The organism is Sphingomonas floccifaciens (genome assembly GCF_042681125.1).
GTDB classification, from domain to species: Bacteria; Pseudomonadota; Alphaproteobacteria; order Sphingomonadales; family Sphingomonadaceae; genus Sphingomonas; species Sphingomonas floccifaciens.
On sequence record NZ_JBHUFC010000003.1, the window covers coordinates 463,769 to 482,751 of the forward strand.

The 18,983-nt window shown below is 67.1% G+C and carries 23 protein-coding genes; 10 read left to right on the forward strand and 13 right to left on the reverse strand.

The genetic code is table 11. The annotated features are described in order from the left end of the window. The first annotated feature begins 22 nt into the window (after window positions 1-22). Window positions 23-1,144, forward strand: a complete 1,122-nt coding sequence (gene hemW / locus ACFSC3_RS09255) for a radical SAM family heme chaperone HemW (RefSeq protein ID WP_380940120.1) — start codon at window positions 23-25, stop codon at window positions 1,142-1,144. Between the two features lie 77 nt (window positions 1,145-1,221). Here hemW and ACFSC3_RS09260 read toward each other — a convergent pair whose 3' ends face one another. Further along, window positions 1,222-2,424 carry a penicillin-binding protein activator gene (locus ACFSC3_RS09260; protein ID WP_380940121.1) on the reverse strand — a complete coding sequence of 401 codons (1,203 nt, stop codon included), beginning with the start codon at window positions 2,422-2,424 and terminating at the stop codon, window positions 1,222-1,224. 13 nt (window positions 2,425-2,437) lie between these two features. Between ACFSC3_RS09260 and rsmI the strand changes: the two genes are divergently transcribed. The 4 genes from rsmI to ACFSC3_RS09280 all read left to right on the forward strand — a co-directional run bounded on the left by rsmI (window position 2,438) and on the right by ACFSC3_RS09280 (window position 5,443). Further along, window positions 2,438-3,271: a 16S rRNA (cytidine(1402)-2'-O)-methyltransferase gene (gene rsmI / locus ACFSC3_RS09265; protein ID WP_380940122.1), complete on the forward strand. Its 834-nt coding sequence runs from the start codon at window positions 2,438-2,440 to the stop codon at window positions 3,269-3,271. Continuing rightward, a complete protein-coding gene (locus ACFSC3_RS09270; protein WP_380940123.1) occupies window positions 3,268-3,621 on the forward strand; it encodes a YraN family protein in 354 nt (117 codons plus the stop codon). Before rsmI ends, ACFSC3_RS09270 begins: the two co-directional genes overlap by 4 nt. A 32-nt stretch (window positions 3,622-3,653) precedes the next feature. Then, the gene (gene gshB, locus ACFSC3_RS09275) at window positions 3,654-4,619 is read left to right on the forward strand and encodes a glutathione synthase (protein WP_380940124.1); all 966 of its coding nucleotides are present in this window, start codon (window positions 3,654-3,656) and stop codon (window positions 4,617-4,619) included. Between the two features lie 218 nt (window positions 4,620-4,837). Further along, complete coding sequence (locus ACFSC3_RS09280; protein ID WP_380940125.1) at window positions 4,838-5,443, forward strand: DedA family protein; 606 nt, start codon at window positions 4,838-4,840, stop codon at window positions 5,441-5,443. On the opposite strand, the gene ACFSC3_RS09285 is transcribed toward ACFSC3_RS09280, so the two are convergent. Continuing rightward, window positions 5,440-6,318: a tyrosine recombinase XerC gene (locus ACFSC3_RS09285; protein WP_380940126.1), complete on the reverse strand. Its 879-nt coding sequence runs from the start codon at window positions 6,316-6,318 to the stop codon at window positions 5,440-5,442. The two genes, ACFSC3_RS09280 and ACFSC3_RS09285, sit on opposite strands and share 4 nt — an antisense overlap. 235 nt (window positions 6,319-6,553) lie before the next feature. Further along, a complete protein-coding gene (fsa, locus tag ACFSC3_RS09290; protein ID WP_380940127.1) occupies window positions 6,554-7,207 on the reverse strand; it encodes a fructose-6-phosphate aldolase in 654 nt (217 codons plus the stop codon). 102 nt (window positions 7,208-7,309) lie between these two features. On the opposite strand from fsa, the gene ACFSC3_RS09295 reads away from it, so the two are divergent. Next, window positions 7,310-8,764 (forward strand): sensor domain-containing diguanylate cyclase, encoded by a 1,455-nt coding sequence (locus ACFSC3_RS09295; RefSeq protein ID WP_380940128.1) that lies wholly within the window; start codon window positions 7,310-7,312, stop codon window positions 8,762-8,764. Here the strand turns inward: ACFSC3_RS09295 and ACFSC3_RS09300 are convergent. The 7 genes from ACFSC3_RS09300 to ACFSC3_RS09330 form a co-directional block, all read right to left on the reverse strand. Beyond that, a complete protein-coding gene (locus ACFSC3_RS09300) occupies window positions 8,751-9,911 on the reverse strand; it encodes an alpha-hydroxy-acid oxidizing protein (RefSeq protein ID WP_380940129.1) in 1,161 nt (386 codons plus the stop codon). The two genes, ACFSC3_RS09295 and ACFSC3_RS09300, sit on opposite strands and share 14 nt — an antisense overlap. 30 nt (window positions 9,912-9,941) lie before the next feature. After that, complete coding sequence (locus tag ACFSC3_RS09305; protein WP_380940130.1) at window positions 9,942-10,415, reverse strand: GreA/GreB family elongation factor; 474 nt, start codon at window positions 10,413-10,415, stop codon at window positions 9,942-9,944. 59 nt (window positions 10,416-10,474) lie between these two features. Then, window positions 10,475-10,960 carry a pyridoxamine 5'-phosphate oxidase family protein gene (locus tag ACFSC3_RS09310; RefSeq protein ID WP_380940131.1) on the reverse strand — a complete coding sequence of 162 codons (486 nt, stop codon included), beginning with the start codon at window positions 10,958-10,960 and terminating at the stop codon, window positions 10,475-10,477. 358 nt (window positions 10,961-11,318) lie between these two features. After that, on the reverse strand, window positions 11,319-12,494 hold the full coding sequence (locus ACFSC3_RS09315; RefSeq protein ID WP_380940132.1) for an acetyl-CoA C-acyltransferase: 1,176 nt from the start codon (window positions 12,492-12,494) through the stop codon (window positions 11,319-11,321). Between the two features lie 13 nt (window positions 12,495-12,507). After that, window positions 12,508-12,963 carry a MaoC family dehydratase gene (locus tag ACFSC3_RS09320; RefSeq protein ID WP_380940133.1) on the reverse strand — a complete coding sequence of 152 codons (456 nt, stop codon included), beginning with the start codon at window positions 12,961-12,963 and terminating at the stop codon, window positions 12,508-12,510. Window positions 12,964-13,119: 156 nt separating this feature from the next. Continuing rightward, window positions 13,120-14,364 carry a mechanosensitive ion channel family protein gene (locus ACFSC3_RS09325; protein ID WP_380940134.1) on the reverse strand — a complete coding sequence of 415 codons (1,245 nt, stop codon included), beginning with the start codon at window positions 14,362-14,364 and terminating at the stop codon, window positions 13,120-13,122. A 4-nt stretch (window positions 14,365-14,368) separates the two neighbouring features. Beyond that, the gene (locus tag ACFSC3_RS09330) at window positions 14,369-15,349 is read right to left on the reverse strand and encodes a DNA topoisomerase IB (RefSeq protein WP_380940135.1); all 981 of its coding nucleotides are present in this window, start codon (window positions 15,347-15,349) and stop codon (window positions 14,369-14,371) included. A gap of 146 nt (window positions 15,350-15,495) precedes the next feature. On the opposite strand from ACFSC3_RS09330, the gene ACFSC3_RS09335 reads away from it, so the two are divergent. Together ACFSC3_RS09335 and ACFSC3_RS09340 are read left to right on the forward strand one after the other, a co-directional pair. Beyond that, entirely contained in the window at window positions 15,496-16,044 is a 549-nt protein-coding gene (locus tag ACFSC3_RS09335) for a type 1 glutamine amidotransferase domain-containing protein (RefSeq protein ID WP_380940136.1), read from the forward strand. Between the two features lie 323 nt (window positions 16,045-16,367). Beyond that, window positions 16,368-17,117, forward strand: coding sequence for a hypothetical protein (locus tag ACFSC3_RS09340; protein WP_380940137.1), 750 nt, complete (start codon window positions 16,368-16,370; stop codon window positions 17,115-17,117). Between the two features lie 13 nt (window positions 17,118-17,130). Here the strand turns inward: ACFSC3_RS09340 and ACFSC3_RS09345 are convergent, their stop codons facing one another. Both ACFSC3_RS09345 and ACFSC3_RS09350 read right to left on the reverse strand, forming a co-directional pair. Continuing rightward, entirely contained in the window at window positions 17,131-17,445 is a 315-nt protein-coding gene (locus ACFSC3_RS09345) for a hypothetical protein (RefSeq protein WP_380940138.1), read from the reverse strand. Then, window positions 17,442-17,624, reverse strand: a complete 183-nt coding sequence (locus ACFSC3_RS09350; protein WP_380940139.1) for a hypothetical protein — start codon at window positions 17,622-17,624, stop codon at window positions 17,442-17,444. The genes ACFSC3_RS09345 and ACFSC3_RS09350 overlap by 4 nt, the downstream gene beginning before the upstream one ends. 98 nt (window positions 17,625-17,722) lie before the next feature. Between ACFSC3_RS09350 and ACFSC3_RS09355 the strand changes: the two genes are divergently transcribed. Next, window positions 17,723-18,337 carry a S24 family peptidase gene (locus tag ACFSC3_RS09355; RefSeq protein ID WP_380940140.1) on the forward strand — a complete coding sequence of 205 codons (615 nt, stop codon included), beginning with the start codon at window positions 17,723-17,725 and terminating at the stop codon, window positions 18,335-18,337. 35 nt (window positions 18,338-18,372) lie between these two features. Here ACFSC3_RS09355 and ACFSC3_RS09360 read toward each other — a convergent pair whose 3' ends face one another. After that, window positions 18,373-18,561 carry a hypothetical protein gene (locus ACFSC3_RS09360; protein ID WP_380940141.1) on the reverse strand — a complete coding sequence of 63 codons (189 nt, stop codon included), beginning with the start codon at window positions 18,559-18,561 and terminating at the stop codon, window positions 18,373-18,375. Between the two features lie 160 nt (window positions 18,562-18,721). Between ACFSC3_RS09360 and ACFSC3_RS09365 the strand changes: the two genes are divergently transcribed. Continuing rightward, window positions 18,722-18,952 carry a hypothetical protein gene (locus tag ACFSC3_RS09365; RefSeq protein WP_380940142.1) on the forward strand — a complete coding sequence of 77 codons (231 nt, stop codon included), beginning with the start codon at window positions 18,722-18,724 and terminating at the stop codon, window positions 18,950-18,952. The last annotated feature ends 31 nt before the right edge of the window (window positions 18,953-18,983 follow it).

Sequence of the window (18,983 nt, forward strand, 5' to 3'; positions counted from 1 at the left end):
ATCGGGGCATAGCGCGGCACCAATGAACGATTTCCTACCTCTGGCGCTGTACGTCCACTGGCCGTTCTGCGTCAGCAAATGCCCCTATTGCGACTTCAACAGCCATGTCCGCGATCAGGTCGATCAGGCGCGGTGGCGCGATGCACTGCTCGCCGATCTCGCGCATGAGGCGGCGGTGCTGCCGGGGCGTCGGCTGGGATCGATCTTCTTCGGGGGCGGCACACCCTCGCTGATGCCCCCAGAGACGGTCGCGGCGCTGCTAAGCGCGGCAGAGGCGGCATGGGGCTTTACCAAGGATATCGAGATCACGCTGGAGGCGAACCCGTCGTCGGTCGAGGCGGCCCGCTTCGCCAATCTCGCGGCGGCCGGCGTCAATCGCGTGTCGCTCGGCCTGCAGGCGCTCGACGACGATGCCCTCGCGTTTTTGGGCCGCGCGCATGACGTAAACGAGGGGTTGGGGGCGCTCGACGTGGCGCAGGCGGTGTTCGACCGCGTGAGCTTCGACCTGATCTACGCACGCCCCGGTCAGTCGCTGGCCGACTGGAAAGCGGAGCTGGCGCGCGCGCTCGCGTTCGGAACGGAGCATCTGTCGCTCTATCAGCTGACGATCGAACCGGGCACCCGCTTCGCGACGCTGGCGGCGAAGGGCGAACTGACAATTCCCGATGGCGACACCGCGGCCGAACTGTTCGAGACGACGCAGGACATGACCCGCGCCGCCGGCCTGCCGCGCTACGAGGTGTCGAACCACGCGCGGCCGGGCGCGGAGAGCCGGCACAACCTGACCTATTGGCGCTACCGCGACTATGCCGGCATCGGTCCGGGCGCGCACGGTCGGCGGGGTGGAATGGCGACCGTGCGCCATAAGAAGCCGGAGAACTGGCTGAAGACGGTCGACCGCAACCGGCACGGGATGCAGAGCGAGGACGTGCTCGATCCCCGCGACCGCGCGTCCGAGGCGCTGGTGATGGGCCTGAGGATGCGCGAAGGGATCATGGTCGATCCGTCATGGGTCGATTTCGCCGCAGTCGACCGGCTGGTCGGGCATGGCCTGCTCACGCGCACGGGCGATCACATCGCGACGACCGAGGCCGGTATCCTGCTGCTCGATTCGATCCTGCCAACGATCGCGCGCGACATTTGACCGAACCCTGTTCGCCCTGAGCCTGTCGAAGGGCAGTGCTTCGACAGGCTCAGCACGAACGGTTGTGTTTGAGGGCCTTACCGCCCCGCGAACCCTGCCGGCGCCGGCGATACCGTCACCGTCGTCCCGCTCTTGATCTCCTGCACCTCCAGCGCGCGCTCCGCGATGCCGTCGCGGCCGAAGCGGAAGGCACCGTCCAGTCCGGCGAAGCCATCGCGATCGGTCAGGCGACTTTCCGGGAAGCGATCGCCGACGCGCCAGTCGCGGGCGATGCGGGCGGTCAGCAGCACCGCGTCATAGCCGAGACTCGACAGCCGATAGGGCGCCGTCCCGAACCGGGTGCGGTACTTGCCGGCATATTGGCGATAGAGCGTGTTCGATACGCTGGCGAACCACGCGCCGTTCAGCGCCGCATTGCCGCCGATGCCGGTGTCGGCGTTCCACAATTCGGTGCCGAGCACGCGCGCGCCCGACCCGGCCGAGCGGCGCAGGGCGGGCACGGCCAGGCTGGCGGTGCCGGCGCTGTCGGCGATCAGCACGGCATGGAACGGCGAGGCCCGCGTCAGACGGCCGACGGCGGCGGTGATTGATCCGGCCGAGCGGTCATAGGTCTGCATGCCGGTGACCCGGCCGCCCGCGCTCTCGACCGCGCGCAGGAAAGCGGTCGAGGCCCGCTCGCCATAGGTGCCGCTCGGGACCAGCCCGGCGAAATCGGTGATGCCGGTGCCGCGGGCGTAGTCGACGACGCGCTCGATCGACTGGGCGGGGGCATAGCCGAGCAGGTACGCGCCGTTGCCGGCGACCGAGATGTCGTTGGAGAAGCTGAGCACCGGCACCCGCGCCGCGCGCGCGACGGGAGCGACCGCGCGAACGTCCTCGGCGAGCAACGGACCAAGGATCAGCTGCGCACCTTCGTCGATCGCCCGTTGCGCGGCCGCCGCGGCCCCGCCGGACGTGTCGTAATTGGTGATCCGGATCTTCTCGTTGCGCAGATCGAGCAGCGCGAGCTGAGTCGCATTGGCGAGGCTGCGCCCGACCGCCGCATTGGCGCCCGACAACGGCACGAGCAGCGCGACGCGGTGGCGGGCGACGTCCTCCGGCAGGGCGGGCGTGACGGGACGCGGCGCGGTCGGGCGCGGGGCGCTCGCCGATGGCGGCGGCGGTGGAGGCGGGGCGGCGTCGCGGGGCACGACCGCGCAGGCGCTCAGCACCGCCGCTCCGACCAGTGCGATCACCTGCCGCAGTTTGCGCAGTTGCGGTGTGCCAGTCACCTCCGCCATAGTCTTTCCCCTTATGAACGCCGAACTTTCCCCAGGTCTCTACATCGTCGCGACCCCCATCGGCAATCTCGGTGACTTGAGCCAACGTGCGGCGCAAGTCCTTGCGAATGCTGACGTGATCGCGGTCGAAGACAGCCGTGTGACGGCCAAGCTGCTCCAGCATATCGGTGTCAAGCGAAGCATGACGCCGTACCACGACCATAATGCCGAAGCCGTCCGGCCGGGGCTGGTCGCGCGGATGGGCGGCGAGGTGGTCGCGCTGGTATCGGATGCCGGCACCCCGCTCATTTCCGACCCCGGTTACAAGCTGGTCCGCGATGCGCGGGCGGCGGGGCACCTGGTGGTCACGGTGCCGGGGCCGTGCGCGGCGGTCGCGGCGCTGACGCTGGCGGGGCTGCCGACCGACCGCTTCCTGTTCCTGGGCTTCCTGCCGCCCAAGGCCGGCGCCCGCGCGACGGCGATCGCCGAGGTCGCGGCCGTGCGCGCGACGCTGATCCTCTACGAATCGGGTCCGCGACTGGCGGCCACCCTGGCTGCGCTCGCGGAAGGCTTGGGCGATCGCGAGGCGGGTGTCGCGCGGGAGATCACCAAGCGGTTCGAGGAATGCGTGACCGGCACATTGTCGGACCTGGCGGCGCGCTATGCGGACACGCCGCCGAAGGGCGAGATCGTCGTGATCGTCGCTCCTCCGGGCGAGCCTGCGCCGGCAAGCGAAGAGGATGCCGATACGGCGCTGCGCGAGGCCCTGACCCGACTGCCGGTGTCGAAGGCGGCGGGGGAAGTGGCCAAGCGGCTCGGGCTCGACCGGCGGGAACTCTATGCGCGGGCGATGGAGTTGAAGGGGTGAGGGATCGCAAGGCCGCCGAAGCCGCCGGCCGTCGCGGCGAGCGGGTCGCGGGCTGGTGGTTGCGGCTGAAGGGCTGGCGAATCCTCGACCGCCGTGTCCGCACGCCGGCAGGAGAAGTCGACCTGATCGCTCGGCGCGGGAATCTGGTCGCCTTCGTCGAGGTGAAGACCCGCGCGACCGCGGCCGAACTCGACTATGCGATCGACCAGCGGCGGCTGTCGCGCGTCGCCGCCGCGGCGGAATATCTGATGTCGCGCTATGCCGGGCCGCAGGACGATATTCGTGTCGATGTGCTGCTGCTGGCGAAGGGCAGCGTGCCGCGGCATATCGAGAATGCCTGGATCGGGTGACTTTCCGCCCCGGCCATCCTACCTGCGATTGCATGACCCAGTCCCTCACCGTCGCCGTCCAGATGGACCCGCTCGAATCGATCAACATCGCCGGCGATTCGAGCTTCGCGCTGATGCTGTCGGCGCAGGCGCGCGGGCACCGGCTGTTCCATTATGCGGCCGAGGATCTGAGCTATTCCGCGGGGCGCGTCTGGGCGCGGGCGCATCCGGTGACGGTCCAGCGCGTCGTCGGCGACCATTTCAGCTTCGGCGAGGCGGTGAACCTCGATCTGGGCGACGAGGCCGATGTCGTGCTGATGCGCCAGGACCCGCCGTTCGACCTCGGCTACATCACCGCGACGCACCTGCTGGAGCGAATCTCGGACCGCACGTTGGTCGTCAACGATCCCGCCAGCGTCCGCAATGCGCCCGAAAAGGTCTGGGTGCTCGATTATGCGCAATATATGCCGCCGACGCTGGTGACGCGCAGCCTCGACGAAGCGCGCGCGTTCCTGGCTGAGCACGGCGAGATCGTCGTCAAGCCGCTCCACGGCAACGGCGGCAAGGCGATCTTCAAGGTCGGGCGCGATGGCGCGAACCTATCCTCGCTGATCGAGGTGTTCAACACCGCCTATCGCGAACCCCACATGATCCAGGCGTTCCTGCCCGGCGTGGCGAAGGGCGACAAGCGCATCGTGCTGGTCGACGGCGAAGTGGCGGGCGCGATCAACCGTATTCCGGGCGAGGGCGAAATCCGCTCCAACCTCGCGGTCGGCGGCTCGGCGGTGAAGACCGACCTGACGGAGCGCGAGCGCGAGATTTGCGCGGTGCTCGGGCCGGAATTGAAGCGGCGCGGGCTGATCTTCGTCGGGATCGACGTGATCGGCGGCGAATGGCTGACGGAAATCAACGTGACCTCGCCGACCGGCATCGTCGCGATCGACCGGTTCAACGGCACCGATACGGCGGCAATGATCTGGGATGCGATCGAGGCGCGGGTTTCGCAGAAGAAGAAGTAGGGTTTCGGGCGCCCTCCGGGCGCGAGGCGCGGAGGCGCGGAGGTTTCCGGTCGCTTAGCTGCGACGCAGCTCTTTCAACGAGCGATCGCGGTGTCTTCCGGTCGATAGCCTCGCGCGGGCCATCTCCGCGCCTCCGCGCCTCGCGCCCGCAGGGCGCCCAAAACATCCTTCTTCCCAAAATCGAACCGAACGCCGCCTCGAAGAGTTACCTCGCATCAATGACCGAATTCATTCTCGATGCGATCGCCTGGGGCGGCTATGTTGGCATATTCCTGCTGATGGCTCTCGAAAACGTCGTGCCGCCGGTGCCCTCCGAAGTCATCATGGGGCTGGGCGGCATGGCGGTCGCGCGCGGGGACATGAATTTCGTGCCACTACTGCTGTGGGGCACTGCGGGCACGACGATCGGCAATTACTTCTGGTACGCGATCGGACGGCATTTCGGCTATCACGGGCTGAGGCCGTTCGTCGACCGCTGGGGCCGGGTGCTGACCGTCGAGTGGGAGGATGTCGAGAAGCTGCACGGCTTCTTCCTGAAACACGGCGGCAAGACGGTGTTCGTCTTCCGCTTCCTGCCGACCTTCCGCACGATGATCTCGCTGCCCGCGGGCATGGCTTGCATGCCCTATTGGCGGTTTTTCCTGGCGACCTTCCTCGGCAGCGCAATCTGGAATGCGGTGCTGGCATGGGCCGGCGTCTATCTCGGCAAGAATTTCGAGCAGCTCGACCATTATGTCGGCCCGGTCGCCATCGCGCTGACCGTCGCGATCGTGGTAGGCTATATCTACCGCGTCGTCACCTGGAAGCCGCGCGCCAAACGCTAGGCTCGCGGGTGCGCGGTGCGGTAGACGTCGAGGAGATGCGCCGCATCGACCGCGGTGTAGACCTGTGTCGAACTCAGGCTCGCATGGCCCAGCAACTCTTGCAACGCGCGTAAGTCTGCCCCGCGGCCCAGCAGATGCGTCGCGAAGCTGTGGCGCAATGCGTGCGGTGTCGTGCGCTCGCCCAGTCCCAGCCGTCCGCGCGCGCCCTGCACCGACCGGCGGATGACCCCGGCGGCCAGCGGCCCGCCCTTGGCCCCGCGGAACAGCGGCGTGTCGCGCCTGATCGGCCAAGGCTGGAGGTCGACATAGCGCGACACCGCATCGGCGACCGCGGGCAGGATCGGCACGATCCGGGTCTTGTCGCGCTTGCCGGTGACGACCAGTGTCTCGCCCAAAGGCAGCGCCGCGCCGGTCAGCGACAGCGCCTCGCCGATGCGCAGGCCGGCGCCATAGAGCAGCAACAGCACCGCCCAGTCGCGCGCCGCGATCCACGGTGCGCGCGCTTCGTCGGCGACCTCTTCGGCCAGCGCCATGACCTCGTCCGGCGCGATTGGGCGGGGAAGGCCCTTCTTGACGCGCGGGCCTTTCAATCGCGGGGTTCCAGCGCCCGCCCAGGCCAGGAAGCCACGCACCGCCGACAACTCGCGGGCGGCGGACGCGTTGCTGAGGCCTTCGTTACGGCGCTGGGCGAGGAAGGCGCGCAGGTCGCTCTGCGTCAGCATATCGAGCGTCGTCCGGTCCGCCACCTCACCTCTGTGGCGCGAGAGAAATGCCATCAGCCGCTCCGCCGTCGCCTGATAGGCGCGCACCGTATGCGCCGACCGGCGGCGGTCGCGCGAGAGATGGGCGGCATAGGCGGCGGGGAGCGGATGCATCGCAGGCTGTTCTAGGCGGGCGGGGTGGGTAATGGAACGGCCCAACCTCCGTTCGCCCTGAGCTTGTCGAAGGGCTGTCCTTCTTCGTGCCGCTGGCGAGGCAATCGGGGGGAAAGTGCCGCGCGGGCCGACGCGGAAGTGAATTCCGCGTCGTCGGTCGGACTTCGTCCGCCGGCCGGGATCGGCTGTGCGCGTGCGCACCGCCGCCGTCCGCGGCTTTGCCGCGCGACGCGGCTCAGCCGATCTTTTGCCCGCTCTTCGCCCAATCGGCCATGAAGCCCTCGATCCCCTTGTCGGTCAGCGGGTGCTTGATTAGCTGGCGGATCACCGCAGGCGGGGCGGTCATCACGTCGGCGCCCAGCTTCGCGCTTTCCAGCACGTGGATCGGGTGGCGGACGCTGGCGACCAGGATTTCGGTGCCGAAGTCGTAATTGTCGTAGATCAGGCGGATGTCGCTGATCAGCTGCATGCCGTCGAAGCCGATGTCGTCATGACGGCCGACGAACGGCGAAATGAAGCTCGCCCCCGCCTTCGCCGCCAGCAGCGCCTGGTTGGCCGAAAAGCACAGGGTCACGTTCACCATCGTGCCGTCGTCGGTCAGCGCCTTGCAGGTCTTGAGGCCATCGATCGTCAGCGGCACCTTCACCGCGACATTGTCGGCGATCTTCCGCAGGATTTCAGCTTCGCGCATCATGCCGTCGTGGTCGAGCGCGACGACCTCTGCCGACACCGGACCCGGCGTGATCGTGCAGATTTCGCGCACGACTTCCAGGAAATCGCGACCCGACTTGTGGATCAGCGATGGATTGGTGGTGACCCCGTCGACCAGCCCCGATTCGGCTAGGTCGCGGATGTCGTTGGTGTCGGCGGTATCGACGAAGAACTTCATGGCGGCTCGCTTTTCTGAAGGGCTGTGTTCGCGTCTCTTTAGGTGTTTCTGCGGACGCGCGGCACCCGAAAAATTAACGTCTCAAAGCTTATGGTTAAGACCATGAATCGCCTGGAAAGTCCTGCCGCGACCGCGGATCGTGTCCGTGCCCTTGCCGCGCTCGATCTGATCGATGCGCCACCGGAACGCGAGTTCGAGGCGCTGGCCGCATTGGCGGCGAAGCTGCTGGCCTGTCCGATGGGCGTGGTGTCAATGATCGATGCCGACCGCTTTCTCCCGCTGGCGACCGCGGGAGGCGAAGGGATGTCTGCGCCGCGCGAACATGCCTTCTGCAACCGCACGATCGCGCAGAGCGAACCGGTCACCATCGCGGACACGACCGAGGACGCGGACTTTTTCGCCAGCCCGTTCGTCACCGGCGCTGCGGGCATCCGCAGCTATGCCGGCATCGCCATCTCCGCTCCCGATCCCGCCGGCGGCCCGCGCGTGCCGGTCGGCGCGGTCTGCGGGCTCGACACCCAGCCGCGGGCCTTCACCGCCGAACAGCAGGCGGTGCTCGCGCATCTGAAAGCGCTGGCCGAGGCGTTGTTCGATGCCCGCGCGCTGCGCGTCCAGGCCGAGGCGCAATCGAAAGCGCTACGCCGCAACGACCGTATCTTTCGCCAGGCGGAGCGGCTGGCGGCGGTGGGATCATGGCGACTCGAGCTGGAGAGCGAAGCGATCGTCTGGTCCGAGGGTGTCTACCGAATCCACGACCTGACGCCCGGCACGCCGCCGCCCTTGTCGCAAGCGCTCGATTTCTATCCCGAATATGCCCGAGCGCTCGTCTCGGACGGACTGGCCAGGACGATGGAGACGGGGACGCCGTTCGACCTCGAGACCGACTTCGTCAGCGCGACCGGTATGAAGCGTCGGGTACGGGTGATGGCCGAGCTCGAAGTTCAGGGCGGGCAGGCAGTCGCCGTCGTCGGCGTGTTCCAGGACGTGACCGCGCGCTATGCGCTGGAGCAGGATCTGCGCCGCTCGGCCAGTGTCGATGCGTTGACCAACATCGCCAATCGGGCCGCGTTCAATGTCGAGCTGGAACGCTGGGTCACAGCGGCGCGCGCGGATGCGACGCCGCTCGAACTGCTCCTGATCGACCTCGACCTGTTCAAGCAGATCAACGACGTCCACGGCCATCTGGTTGGCGACGAGGTGCTGCGCGCGTTCGGCCGTCGCTTGCGCCGGCTTCACCCGACCGATGCCTATGCCGCGCGCGTGGGCGGCGACGAATTCGCGCTGCTGCTGCGCGGTGACGCGGCGATTCGGGCGAAGGAGCTGGTCGCCAAGTTGCTGGCGGATCTGAAGATGCCGGTGCATTCGGCCGCTGGCGTCATCCCGGTGTCGGGCACGATCGGCCATGCCGCGTTCGATGCGGGCGAGGATGGCCTGCATGCCTTCGTCCACCGGGCGGACACCGCGCTGTATCAGGCCAAGCGGACGCAGCGCGGGACCGCACGCGCCTGGGGGCAACTCCGCGCCGGCGATCGTCGTGACGAGGTCAGAGCCGCCTGACGCCCTCTGCGCGAACCGCTTCGATCGTCGGGCATCCGTTGACCGCCATCAGCAGGTCGGCCTCCGCCAGGATGCAGCGCAAAACGTGTGCGGCCCCCTCCGCACCGTCGAGCGCGAGGCCGTAGAGCCACGGCCGCCCGATCCCGACCGCGTGCGCGCCCAGCGCCAGCGCCTTGACGACATCGCTGCCCGACCGGATGCCCGAATCGAACAGCACCGGCACGCCGCCCGATGCCGCGACGACATCCGCCAGCATGTCGATCGCGGCGATGCCGCCGTTCGCCTGGCGCCCGCCGTGGTTGGAACAGAAGATCGCATCGATGCCCGCATCGACCGCACGCCGGGCATCGTCGGGATGGCAGATGCCCTTCAGGACGATCGGTAGTTTCGTCAGCGAGCGCAGCCAGGGCAGGTCGCTCCACGTCAGCACCTTGCCGAACGACTGCACCCACAACCCGATCGCCGCTGCCGGATTGTCTGCCGGCGCGCAGCCGAGGCGCTGTTGGAAGACGGGATCGCTGAAGTAATTCTGCAGCACCGCTCCCTTGAGTTGCGGGAAATTGCCGGCGTTGAGATCGCGCGGACGCCAGCCGGTGACCCAGGTATCGAGCGTCACCACGATCGCCTCATAGCCCGCCGCCTCCGCGCGCGCGACCAGGCTGGCCGCGAGTTCGGGATCGCGCGGCGTGTAGAGCTGGAACCAGGCGGGAGTGTCCGCGGTCGCTTCGTACACCGCCTCCAGCGGGTCGTTCGACAGCGTCGATGCCATCAGCGGCACGCCGGTCAGCGCGGACGCCTTCGCCGCCGCTAGATCGCCGTGACCGTCCGGGGTCGCGATACCGGCGACGCCGATCGGGCTCATGAAGATCGGACTGGGCAGACGGCGACCGAACAGCTCGATCGACAGGTCACGCGTCGTGCCGTCGACCAGCATCCGCGGCACCATGCCATAGCGGTGGAAGCCGCGGGCATTCTCGTCCTGCGTGAACTCGTCGCCGCAACCGCCCATGACATAGTCGCGGACGGCGGGCGGCATGGCGTCCTTCGCCCGTGCCTCCAGCGTCGCGAAATCGACCGGCAGCTTCGGGACGATGCCTTGCGTGCCGGCCAGATAGATCGCGTTCTGGAAATCGCCGTAATGGCCCATGATCCTCTCCACTGGCCGGTGCGCCCGACGTCAGTCTGCGTCGGGGGCGGGGCCGGTTTCAAGCACTTCGATCGCATCGCTGCGTCCGGCGAAATCGGCGGTCTCGCCCGGTGCCAGCCCGATCAGCGTGCGGGCGAGCGGCGCGGAAAAGGCGATGCGGTTCTGCGCCGCGTCGGCCTCGTCACCGCCGGTGATGTCGATCGTCCGTCGCTTGCCGTCGAGCGTGAAGGTGACACGCGATCCGATCGCGACTTCGTCCTCATCCGGGACGTCCACGATCTCCGCGGTCGACAGGCGCGTGCCCCAGTAGCGATGGTTGCGCTTCAACGCCTTCAGCGCATCGTCATCGGTTGTCGCAGCGATCTGTGCGTCGAGATCGGCGAGTTTCGCCTGGATCAGGCGCAGTCCCCGGGCGGTGACCAGATTAGGTCCGGGGGCGATCGGAATCTCGAACTTGGGTTCGAGATGCTCGTCGTCACTCTCACGCCGGAAGGCGACACTCATCGTTCAATTCCTTTGGACGGGACCCGCACTCTCGCCAAAGCCGCGGGTCCCGCAAGGGGTTATGCGGCGGTCGTCTCGACCTTGGCATGGCTTCCCGATTCACCGGCCTTGATCGTGCCGCCGAACAGCATCTTCACCCGCCCGCTCAGCGACAGATCGGTTTCCCACAGTTCCGCGCTGTCGATGTCGAGCCGGACGAGCGCAAGGTTCGGGTCGTCCTTGCCGCCGTCGAACCAGGCCTCGACCTGCTTGTTCCACAGCTTGTCGATCATCGCGCGGTCGTTGTCCTGGCTGATCGTGCCCGACAGGCAGGCGAAGAAGTCATGGCCCTTCGATACGAACTGCGCCATCGCCTGGCCGCCCTTGGCCACGCGGTTGTCCTTGCCGACGAAGAACCACAGGGTGTCGACCTGATCCTCGTCCAGTTGCGCGGTCAGCGGTTCGGAATGCTGGTGCGCGTCGGTCAGGCCGACCATCAGGAACGGGCTGTCCGCCATCTTCTTCCACATGTCGCGCTTGATCTGGTCGTCGCTCTTTTCAGCCATCGTCTGCTCCTGAATCTGAGGGGTTTCGAGAGCGAAACGAGGGGGGCGGGGGTTAGTTGCGCGACGCGCGTCACCTGTCATGATGCGCGCAGCGGCAATACTGCCGCTGAACAGAAAGGCCGACCTATGACGTTCGCCGATCTGTGCCTGTTCCTGGGCGTCTTGATCGCATTCGCGACACTCGTCGTGAAAGTGATCGAAGTATCCCGCAAGGAGTAAGGTACACGGGCGGGGCCCGGTCTAGCAGCCGGGCCCCAAACGTATTGAGCCCCGGCCGCTAGCACAGCCGGGGCTCACAGAAAGGCGCCTATGACGTCGCCTTCGTTTCAGATAAGCCAGAATGGCTAATTCTTCAAGATCACAGCACCTCGAACAGCCCGGCCGCGCCCATACCGCCGCCGACGCACATCGTCACGACGACGTACTTCGCACCGCGCCGCTTGCCCTCGATCAGGGCGTGGCCGGTGCAGCGCGCGCCGGTCATGCCATAGGGGTGGCCGATGGAGATCGAGCCGCCGTTGACGTTCAGCAGGTCATTCGGAATGCCCAGCTGGTCACGGCAGTAGAGCACCTGCACCGCGAACGCCTCGTTCAGCTCCCACAGGCCGATGTCGTCCATCTTCAGGTTGAAGCGCTCGAGCAGCTTGGGGATAGCATAGACCGGGCCGATGCCCATTTCGTCGGGCTTGGTGCCCGCGACCGCCATGCCGACATATCGGCCGAGCGGCGTAAGGCCGCGCTTTGCGGCGAGCGACTCTTCCATCAGTACACTGGCCGAGGCACCGTCCGAAAGCTGCGACGCGTTGCCGGCGGTGACCGACCCGTCCGGCAGCACCGGATTGAGCGACTTCAGGCCTTCCAGCGTCGTGTCGGCGCGATTGCCCTCGTCCTTGGAGAGCGTCACTTCCTTCTGCGAGACTTCCTTCGTCTCCTTGTTCACCACGTTCATCGTCGCGGTGACGGGGACGATCTCATCATCGAACTTGCCGGCAGCCTGCGCGGCGGCGGTGCGCTGCTGCGACTGGAGGGCATATTCGTCGCAGACTTCGCGCGAGATGCCGTAGCGCTTGCCGACAATCTCGGCGGTCTGGAGCATCGGCATGTAGATGTCGGGCACCATCGCCAGCAGTTCGGGGTCCGGATTGACGCGCATCTGCGGCGTCTGGACGAGGCTGATGCTCTCGACACCGCCGCCGATCGCGATGTCCATGTTGTCGACCATGATCTCCTTGGCCGCCGTCGCGATCGCCATCAGCCCCGAAGCGCACTGGCGATCGAGCGACATGCCCGAGACGGTGTTGGGCAGGCCCGCACGAAGCAGCGCGTTGCGGGCGATATTGCCGGCCTGGCTGCCCTGCTGGAGTGCGGAGCCGAACACGACGTCGTCCACTTCGGCGCCGTCGATCCCGGCGCGCTCGACCGCGGCCTTGATCGCGTGGCTCGCCAGCGTCGGCGACGGCAGGTTGTTGAAGGCGCCGCGGTACGCGCGACCGATCGGCGTGCGGGCGGTGGAGACGATGACGGCGGAACGCATGGGGCTTATCCTCTCAAACGAAAATCTGGCCGATCCATTCGGCGATGAGTGCGGGCTTGTCCTGGCCCTCTATCTCGACAGTAAGCTCGGTGGTCTGCTGCCACTGACCTGGGCGCTTCTCGACCAGCTCCAGCAGTTTGAAGTGACCGCGGATGCGCGAACCCGACGGTACCGGGGTCAGGAAGCGGACCTTGTTGCCGCCGTAGTTCACACCCATCCGCACGCCCTCGATCTCGGGCACGTCGGTGCGCGCCTGCATCTGCGGCATCAGCGACAGCGTCAGGAACCCGTGGGCGATCGTGCCACCGAACGGCGTCTGCGCAGCGCGAACCGGGTCGGTGTGGATAAACTGGTGATCGCCGGTCGCGTCGGCGAATTTATCGATCATCGCTTGTGTGACGTCGATCCATTCGGAGACGGCCGTGCTGCCGACCTGACCCGCGCGCTCGGCTATGCTGATGGTCGGCATGGCATTCCTCTCCCCCGGCGCGCGGGTGTTGGATGCCGTTTAGCCGGGCGCGCGCGGGGCTGCAAGATGCGCTAAACCGGAATTACGAAAAGCGTAGTCGTCGCTAGAGACAAGAGGCGCTTCCCAGCCCGAACCCGATCTTCGAAAGTCGCCTGATCAGTCCTGATCGACCGCCGAACGCGTCCCTTCCGCGGTGCCGTGTGTGTCCTGTGCGCGGATGGGATCGGAGATGTTGCTGGGCTGTGCCGTACGGTCCGCCGTCTGCTTGCGCGGATAGGGGTAGATCAGGCCACCGTCGGGTGCGGCGGTGAAGTCGGTCTGGGTCGGATAGGCGAGCTCGATCCCCTCGTCGTTCAGGCGGCGGATGACGGCGATGCCGACGACGTGCCGCGCGTCGAATGCGTCCTGGTAATTGGGGCCGGGCGAATCGAACTCGACGCCGAAGTCGTAGGAGGACGCGCCGAAGTTGGTAAAGCCGGCGCGGACGAACTTCATGCCGTGTTCCTCGACCACCTCCTTCATCATGCCCGGCAGTGCCTCCATCACATCGACCGCGGTCCATTGGACTAGGCCCAGCGTGAACTGGATGCGGCGATAATCGCGGCGGGTGTTGTTGAGGATCTCGTTGTCGAGCAGCTTCTTGTTGCTGATGACCTTCAGTTCGCCGGTCGCGCCGCGCACGCGGGTCGATTTCAGACCGATCGATTCGACCGTGCCCGACGACCCCGAATAGGTGATCGCGTCGCCGACACGGAACGGCTTGTCGAAGATGATGGCAAGGGCGGCGAAGAGGTCGGCAAAGATGCCCTGTGCCGCCAGACCGATCGCGATGCCGCCGACACCCAGACCCGCGACCAGGCCGGTGACGTTGACGCCCAGATTGTCGAGCACGACGATCAGCGCGACTGAGAACAGCGCGAAGGTGACGAGCAGGCGGATCAGTCCGAACGCGCTGCCAAGCGTCGCATGATCCTGTCCGGTCATGCGGTGTTCGATGCCGCCGAGGATCAGCTCGCGCGCCCAGACCGCGGCCTGAATGACCGTGGCGATGGTGAAGAGGAAGGTGATCGTGGTGGTGACCGCCGGCGGCGTCTCGGCATAGCCCTCGACCAGTTTGGCCGCGACCATCACGATGAAGAAATTGCCGGTCTTCGACACCGTGCGGCCGAAGACCACGCCCCAGCCGCCGACCCAGTTCGGCCGGTCGCACAATTTGCGCCCGGTCCGTCGCGCGAGCATCAGCGCCAGAGCGATCGCCGTACCGATCCCGACCGCGATCGCGATCTGGAGCCAGTTGGTCTGCAGCCAGACGATGCCGTCGGTCCACAGGCTCCGGACATGCGCTTCGGCGGCGTCGCTGTTCAGCGTGGCCTTTTCGACGGCCTTGGTCGTATTACCCATAAACTTATGCGGCGAGCTTCAGCTCGCGCTTCCCCTTGGTATCGCCGTCGAGCAGCGCGATCAGGCCACGCTCGACACGGCTGAGATGCTGGGTGGCACGCGGCAGCGGACGTGCCCGCAGCGCCGCCTGGTCGCCAGACTTGGCGATTTCGACCAGCATCGGATGAACATAGGACTTGCGCGCGATGGCGGGTGTGTTGCCCAGCGCCTCGGTCACGGGCTCCAGCATCGCCTTGATGCCGATGTCCTTGTCCGCGGTCGCCAGCGCCTCGAACGCCAGGACGCTCGCGCCCCAAGTGCGGAAATGCTTGGCGGTGAATTCGTCGTCCATGGCCTCGCGGATATATTCGTTCACGTCGCTGGAGGAAACCGGGTGCGGCTCGCCCTCCTCGTCCAGCCACTGGAACAGGTGCTGGCCCGGCAGGTCGTGGCACGTCTTGACGAAGCGGCTGAGCGAGCGGTCGGTGACGCTCATCACCTTTTCCTTGCCGGACTTGGCGCGGAATTTCAGCTTCAGCTTCGAACCCTCGACCTTGGCATGGCGGCAGCGCAGGGTGGTCGCGCCGAAACTCTTGTTGGTACGCGCATAGCCTTCGTTACCCACGCGGATATGGCCTAGGTCGAGCAGGCGGACGACCGCGGCGACGGCGCGCTCGCGGCTCAGCTTGCGCAGGTTCAGATCGGCCTCGACCCGCGCGCGCAGTTTCGGCAGGCGCTGGCCGAAACGGGCGCAGCCTTCATATTTCGCCAGTTCCTGTTTCGCGCGGAAATCGCCGTGGTAGCGATATTGCTTGCGGCCCTTCTCGTCCCATCCGATCGCCTGGATATGGCCGTTGGGCTTCGGACAGAACCAGGCGTCGCGGTACGCCGGCGGCAGGCCGATCGCGTTCAGCCGGTCGATCTCGTCGCGGTCGGTGATGCGCGTGCCGCTCGCATCGAAATAGCCCCAGGCCCGGCCGATCTTCTTCCGGGTGATCCCGGCCATGCTGTCATCGCAATAGACAATTCGGGCCACGGCGGTCGTTCCCTGTTCGCAACGGCCTGACCAATGCTCGGTCCGTCGATTCCGTTCCGGAACGCCCGCCAGTTCGAGGGGTTAGGTGCCTGATCCCAATCAGGAGTTTCCCCGACATGCCCGATATTTCGCAAGCCAAGGTGCTGATCGTCGCGACCGACGGGTTCGAGAACGACGAACTGTTCAAGCCACGCCAGGCGCTGATCGACGCCGGTGCCGAGGTGACGCTCGCCAGCCTCAAGACCGATCCGATCCAGGGCGTGAAGAACGACAGCGACCCTGCCGATACGATCACGCCCGACCTGACGGTCGACGACGTCGATACCGAGGATTACCATGCGCTGCTGCTCCCCGGCGGCGTCGGCAACCCCGACAAGCTGCGCATGAACGAACGCGCGGTCGAGATCGTCGGCGAGTTCATGGACGACGACAAGATCGTCGCCGCGATCTGTCACGGACCCTGGCTGCTGGCGGAGGCGGACGTGATCGAAGGCAAGACGCTGACGTCATGGCCCTCGATCCGCACCGATCTGGCCAATGCCGGCGCGGATGTGGTCGATCAGGAGGTCTGCGTCGACGGCAACCTGATCACCAGCCGCAATCCGGACGATATCCCGGCGTTCAACGATGCGATGATCCAGGCGCTTTCGAAGGTCGAAGCGTAAGGACGCGGCCGGCCCTGCCGTAGAGGTGGGGTCGGCATCGCGACGTTCCGTGTGGGCCCGTGGTCAAAGACGCGATCACCGGGAAGGCCGTGCAGCCGGCTGCGATTCTCGATCGATCTGGCTTCGAGCGCCGCGGTGCTCCGGCTAAGGCCGCAGCGTTGGCGATCGTAGGGGCGTTAGTTTTCACGGCTCCGGCCTGCCCCGTAGCACGCCCTAGCCTGGCTGGAGCAAATGTCAGCAAGCGCAGCTGAAGTCGTTACCGAGCGTTCACCTATGACGTCGTTTACCAAAAGGTGACGAGCGGAGGTGTAAAGGCGGGTATCATGGTCACGTTACCGATCCATCAGCCACTGACGCTGTCGCTGACCCTGTCGCTGGGGCTGGCCGCTGCGACGTGCGTTGCCGGGATATTCCTGATCCTGCCTGCGACCGTGCTGGAAGACTGGACAGCGGCCAGCGGTGTTTCCGCGATCCTTCCGGCATCCGACCTGCCACTCGGCTATTCCGTGCGGACTGCGCTGGCGATGGTCGCGGGCGTTGGCGCGGGGGTGATCATGTGGCTCGCCGCCTATCTCGCTTTCGGGGAGGAGGGACAGGTGACGCTGGCGCGGCGAACGGCCGATCCGGCACCGCCGTCGACCGTCGATTCGGACGCTCCGGTCCCGCTTCTGCGCCGGGCCGATGCGCATCCCGATGCCCCCGCGCGTGCCCCGCTCAGCGCGACACGCGAACTGGGCGCGCCTTTCCTGGAGGTTCGGGACAGCGGGCCGATCGAACGCGCCCTGCCGCTGGATCTAGACGCGCCGCTTTCCGCCTATGACCCCGCCGCGATCCCGACGCAGCCGGCCGCGCCGGTTCCCGTCGTGCCGGCGCTACAGCCGCGGCGAAGTGCGCCCGCTTCCGTTGAGGGCGCACGGATCGCCGCCGTCGAACTGCCGCGGACCGACGCGACCATCCACGCTCTGCTCGACAGGCTGGAACGCGGCGCCGGTGCGCGGCGGTCCGAGCCGTCGGTTCGCGCGACCTCCGTCGCCGGGACGCTCGACGAATTGCGCAAACTCGCCCGCCGCTGATCCTCGGCGGGCTTCAGTCCTCGACGGTCAGCACTTCGATCGTCGCGGTCAGGCCGGCGTCGCCTGTTCGCCGGCCGATCACGATCAGGTCGGCGACCAGGTGCCCCGGCAGCGGCAGGTCCGCCTCGGGCAGGCCCGCGATCCAGTCCTGCCCCGCCGATATCTCACCGCCCAGGGTCATCTCCAGCCGATGCCGTGCGCCGACGAAGGTGGCACTCGCCCAGCGTGTTGCGCGATTGTCGTCGATCGACAGCGCAAGCCCGCAGCGGGCCGCATGCGCCGTCAGCGCGCGTTCGAGCCGGCCCGTGGCCGTTCCCCCGCCGCTCACCGTGCGTCCCCGGCATGGCGGGCGATGAACGCCTCGATCCGCGCGACCGTCTCCTTGCGCGGCTGACGACCGTTCAGCAGATCTTCGACCAGCCGCGGGTCGTTGGTCGCCGCGCGGCCGAACGATGTGTGCGGCATACCCGTCCGATGCAGAAACCGCCGTACCTTCGACACGATCATATTGCCCTCCCATCCAAGCGACTCGATCAATTCGTTCCCTTAATGTTCCAACGCATTTCCAACTTGTCTAGGAAATTTCCTACGCTACTGTGTCCGCTATGGAGCCGGATCGACAGCGCGAGATACTGACGGGGCTGATCGCTCGCGATGGCGTCGGCCTGTCGACGCTGTCGCGGCTGGTGGGGCGCAATGCGGCGTGGATGCAGCAATATCTGCGCCGCGGCACGCCGCGCCTGCTGCCCGAGCGGGAGCGCGCGGTGATCGCGGGATTCTTCGGGGTCCCGGACAGTCACCTGGGCGGGGCCGAGCAGCCGGCGATCGTGCGCGTCCCGCGGCTGGCGGTCAGCGTGTCGGCCGGGCCGGGGCGGCTCGTCACCAGCGAGGCGACGGTGGCCAGCGCGGGCTATGCGGCCGAGGATCTCGCCCGCTTAGGGATCGACGCGACGAACGCCGCGATCCTCGACGTGCGCGGTGATTCGATGCTGCCGACGTTGATGGATGGCGACCGCATCCTGGTCGATCGCGGCCAGCGGGTGCCGGGCCGGCGCGGCGGCATCTGGGTGCTGCGCTGCGACGACGAACTTTTGGTCAAGCGCCTGACGCGCGACGGCGCGGACTGGCGCATCCAGAGCGACAATGCGCCCGAACGGCGGGCCGCCGTCGAGAGCGTCGAGGTGCTGGGGCGCGTGGTGGAATTGGTTCGCCGCCTCTAGGTGCCGGCGGCCTCAAGCCATCGGAGAGGACAGGCCTACGCGCGCCGGTCGCGCAGGTAGAGCAGCACGCCGACCGCGATCCCCGCCGCCGTTCCGCCCAGGAAACCGAGCGTCGGCTGCCGCATCGCCACGCCGACCGCGATGCCCAGAATCAGCAGGATGACGAACGGGCCACCCATGCCGCTCGAACGGCGTCTAGGTAGCTGGGGGTCGGGAATGGCCATGACGCGCGCTGTGCCATGTCCCGCTTTCGGACGCCACCGTCTCGTTACAGGACGCGCGGGACGGGTGGGCAGGGGCGGGCGGGCGGGGCATTAACCCTCGTCTGCCGCGCTACACCATCGGATCGCCGGGACTGGCACGCGGCGTGTAGGATCGTGGGCAATGCTCTTCGAAGACATGAACGAACCGCTGCCGTATCTGGCGAATCTCCAGTCGGTAGCCGATGCCGATGCGCTGCTCGCCGCGCATGGAGCGGATGCCGGCACCGAAGCCGCAATCCGCGCCGAGCGCAGCCGCGACCTCGGCAATGCCGTCCAATTCTGCCACTGGCGTCAGATCGAGCGGCTGATCGTGCTGCTGACCAGCGGAGACGTGGTGGGTACCGTCCACTAAACCATTGTCGCGGCTGATCCGCCCGCGCTAG

Excerpts from the sequence above, each read along its gene's own strand:
- hemW (WP_380940120.1), top strand. The coding sequence starts at position 23 with ATGAACGATTTCCTACCTCTGGCGCTGTACGTCCACTGGCCGTTCTGC.
- ACFSC3_RS09260 (WP_380940121.1), bottom strand. The coding sequence starts at position 2,424 with ATGGCGGAGGTGACTGGCACACCGCAACTGCGCAAACTGCGGCAGGTG.
- rsmI (WP_380940122.1), top strand. The coding sequence starts at position 2,438 with ATGAACGCCGAACTTTCCCCAGGTCTCTACATCGTCGCGACCCCCATC.
- gshB (WP_380940124.1), top strand. The coding sequence starts at position 3,654 with ATGACCCAGTCCCTCACCGTCGCCGTCCAGATGGACCCGCTCGAATCG.
- ACFSC3_RS09280 (WP_380940125.1), top strand. The coding sequence starts at position 4,838 with ATGACCGAATTCATTCTCGATGCGATCGCCTGGGGCGGCTATGTTGGC.
- ACFSC3_RS09285 (WP_380940126.1), bottom strand. The coding sequence starts at position 6,318 with ATGCATCCGCTCCCCGCCGCCTATGCCGCCCATCTCTCGCGCGACCGC.
- fsa (WP_380940127.1), bottom strand. The coding sequence starts at position 7,207 with ATGAAGTTCTTCGTCGATACCGCCGACACCAACGACATCCGCGACCTA.
- ACFSC3_RS09295 (WP_380940128.1), top strand. The coding sequence starts at position 7,310 with ATGAATCGCCTGGAAAGTCCTGCCGCGACCGCGGATCGTGTCCGTGCC.
- ACFSC3_RS09300 (WP_380940129.1), bottom strand. The coding sequence starts at position 9,911 with ATGGGCCATTACGGCGATTTCCAGAACGCGATCTATCTGGCCGGCACG.
- ACFSC3_RS09305 (WP_380940130.1), bottom strand. The coding sequence starts at position 10,415 with ATGAGTGTCGCCTTCCGGCGTGAGAGTGACGACGAGCATCTCGAACCC.
- ACFSC3_RS09310 (WP_380940131.1), bottom strand. The coding sequence starts at position 10,960 with ATGGCTGAAAAGAGCGACGACCAGATCAAGCGCGACATGTGGAAGAAG.
- ACFSC3_RS09315 (WP_380940132.1), bottom strand. The coding sequence starts at position 12,494 with ATGCGTTCCGCCGTCATCGTCTCCACCGCCCGCACGCCGATCGGTCGC.
- ACFSC3_RS09320 (WP_380940133.1), bottom strand. The coding sequence starts at position 12,963 with ATGCCGACCATCAGCATAGCCGAGCGCGCGGGTCAGGTCGGCAGCACG.
- ACFSC3_RS09325 (WP_380940134.1), bottom strand. The coding sequence starts at position 14,364 with ATGGGTAATACGACCAAGGCCGTCGAAAAGGCCACGCTGAACAGCGAC.
- ACFSC3_RS09330 (WP_380940135.1), bottom strand. The coding sequence starts at position 15,349 with ATGGCCGGGATCACCCGGAAGAAGATCGGCCGGGCCTGGGGCTATTTC.
- ACFSC3_RS09335 (WP_380940136.1), top strand. The coding sequence starts at position 15,496 with ATGCCCGATATTTCGCAAGCCAAGGTGCTGATCGTCGCGACCGACGGG.
- ACFSC3_RS09340 (WP_380940137.1), top strand. The coding sequence starts at position 16,368 with ATGGTCACGTTACCGATCCATCAGCCACTGACGCTGTCGCTGACCCTG.
- ACFSC3_RS09350 (WP_380940139.1), bottom strand. The coding sequence starts at position 17,624 with ATGATCGTGTCGAAGGTACGGCGGTTTCTGCATCGGACGGGTATGCCG.
- ACFSC3_RS09355 (WP_380940140.1), top strand. The coding sequence starts at position 17,723 with ATGGAGCCGGATCGACAGCGCGAGATACTGACGGGGCTGATCGCTCGC.
- ACFSC3_RS09360 (WP_380940141.1), bottom strand. The coding sequence starts at position 18,561 with ATGGCCATTCCCGACCCCCAGCTACCTAGACGCCGTTCGAGCGGCATG.
- ACFSC3_RS09365 (WP_380940142.1), top strand. The coding sequence starts at position 18,722 with ATGCTCTTCGAAGACATGAACGAACCGCTGCCGTATCTGGCGAATCTC.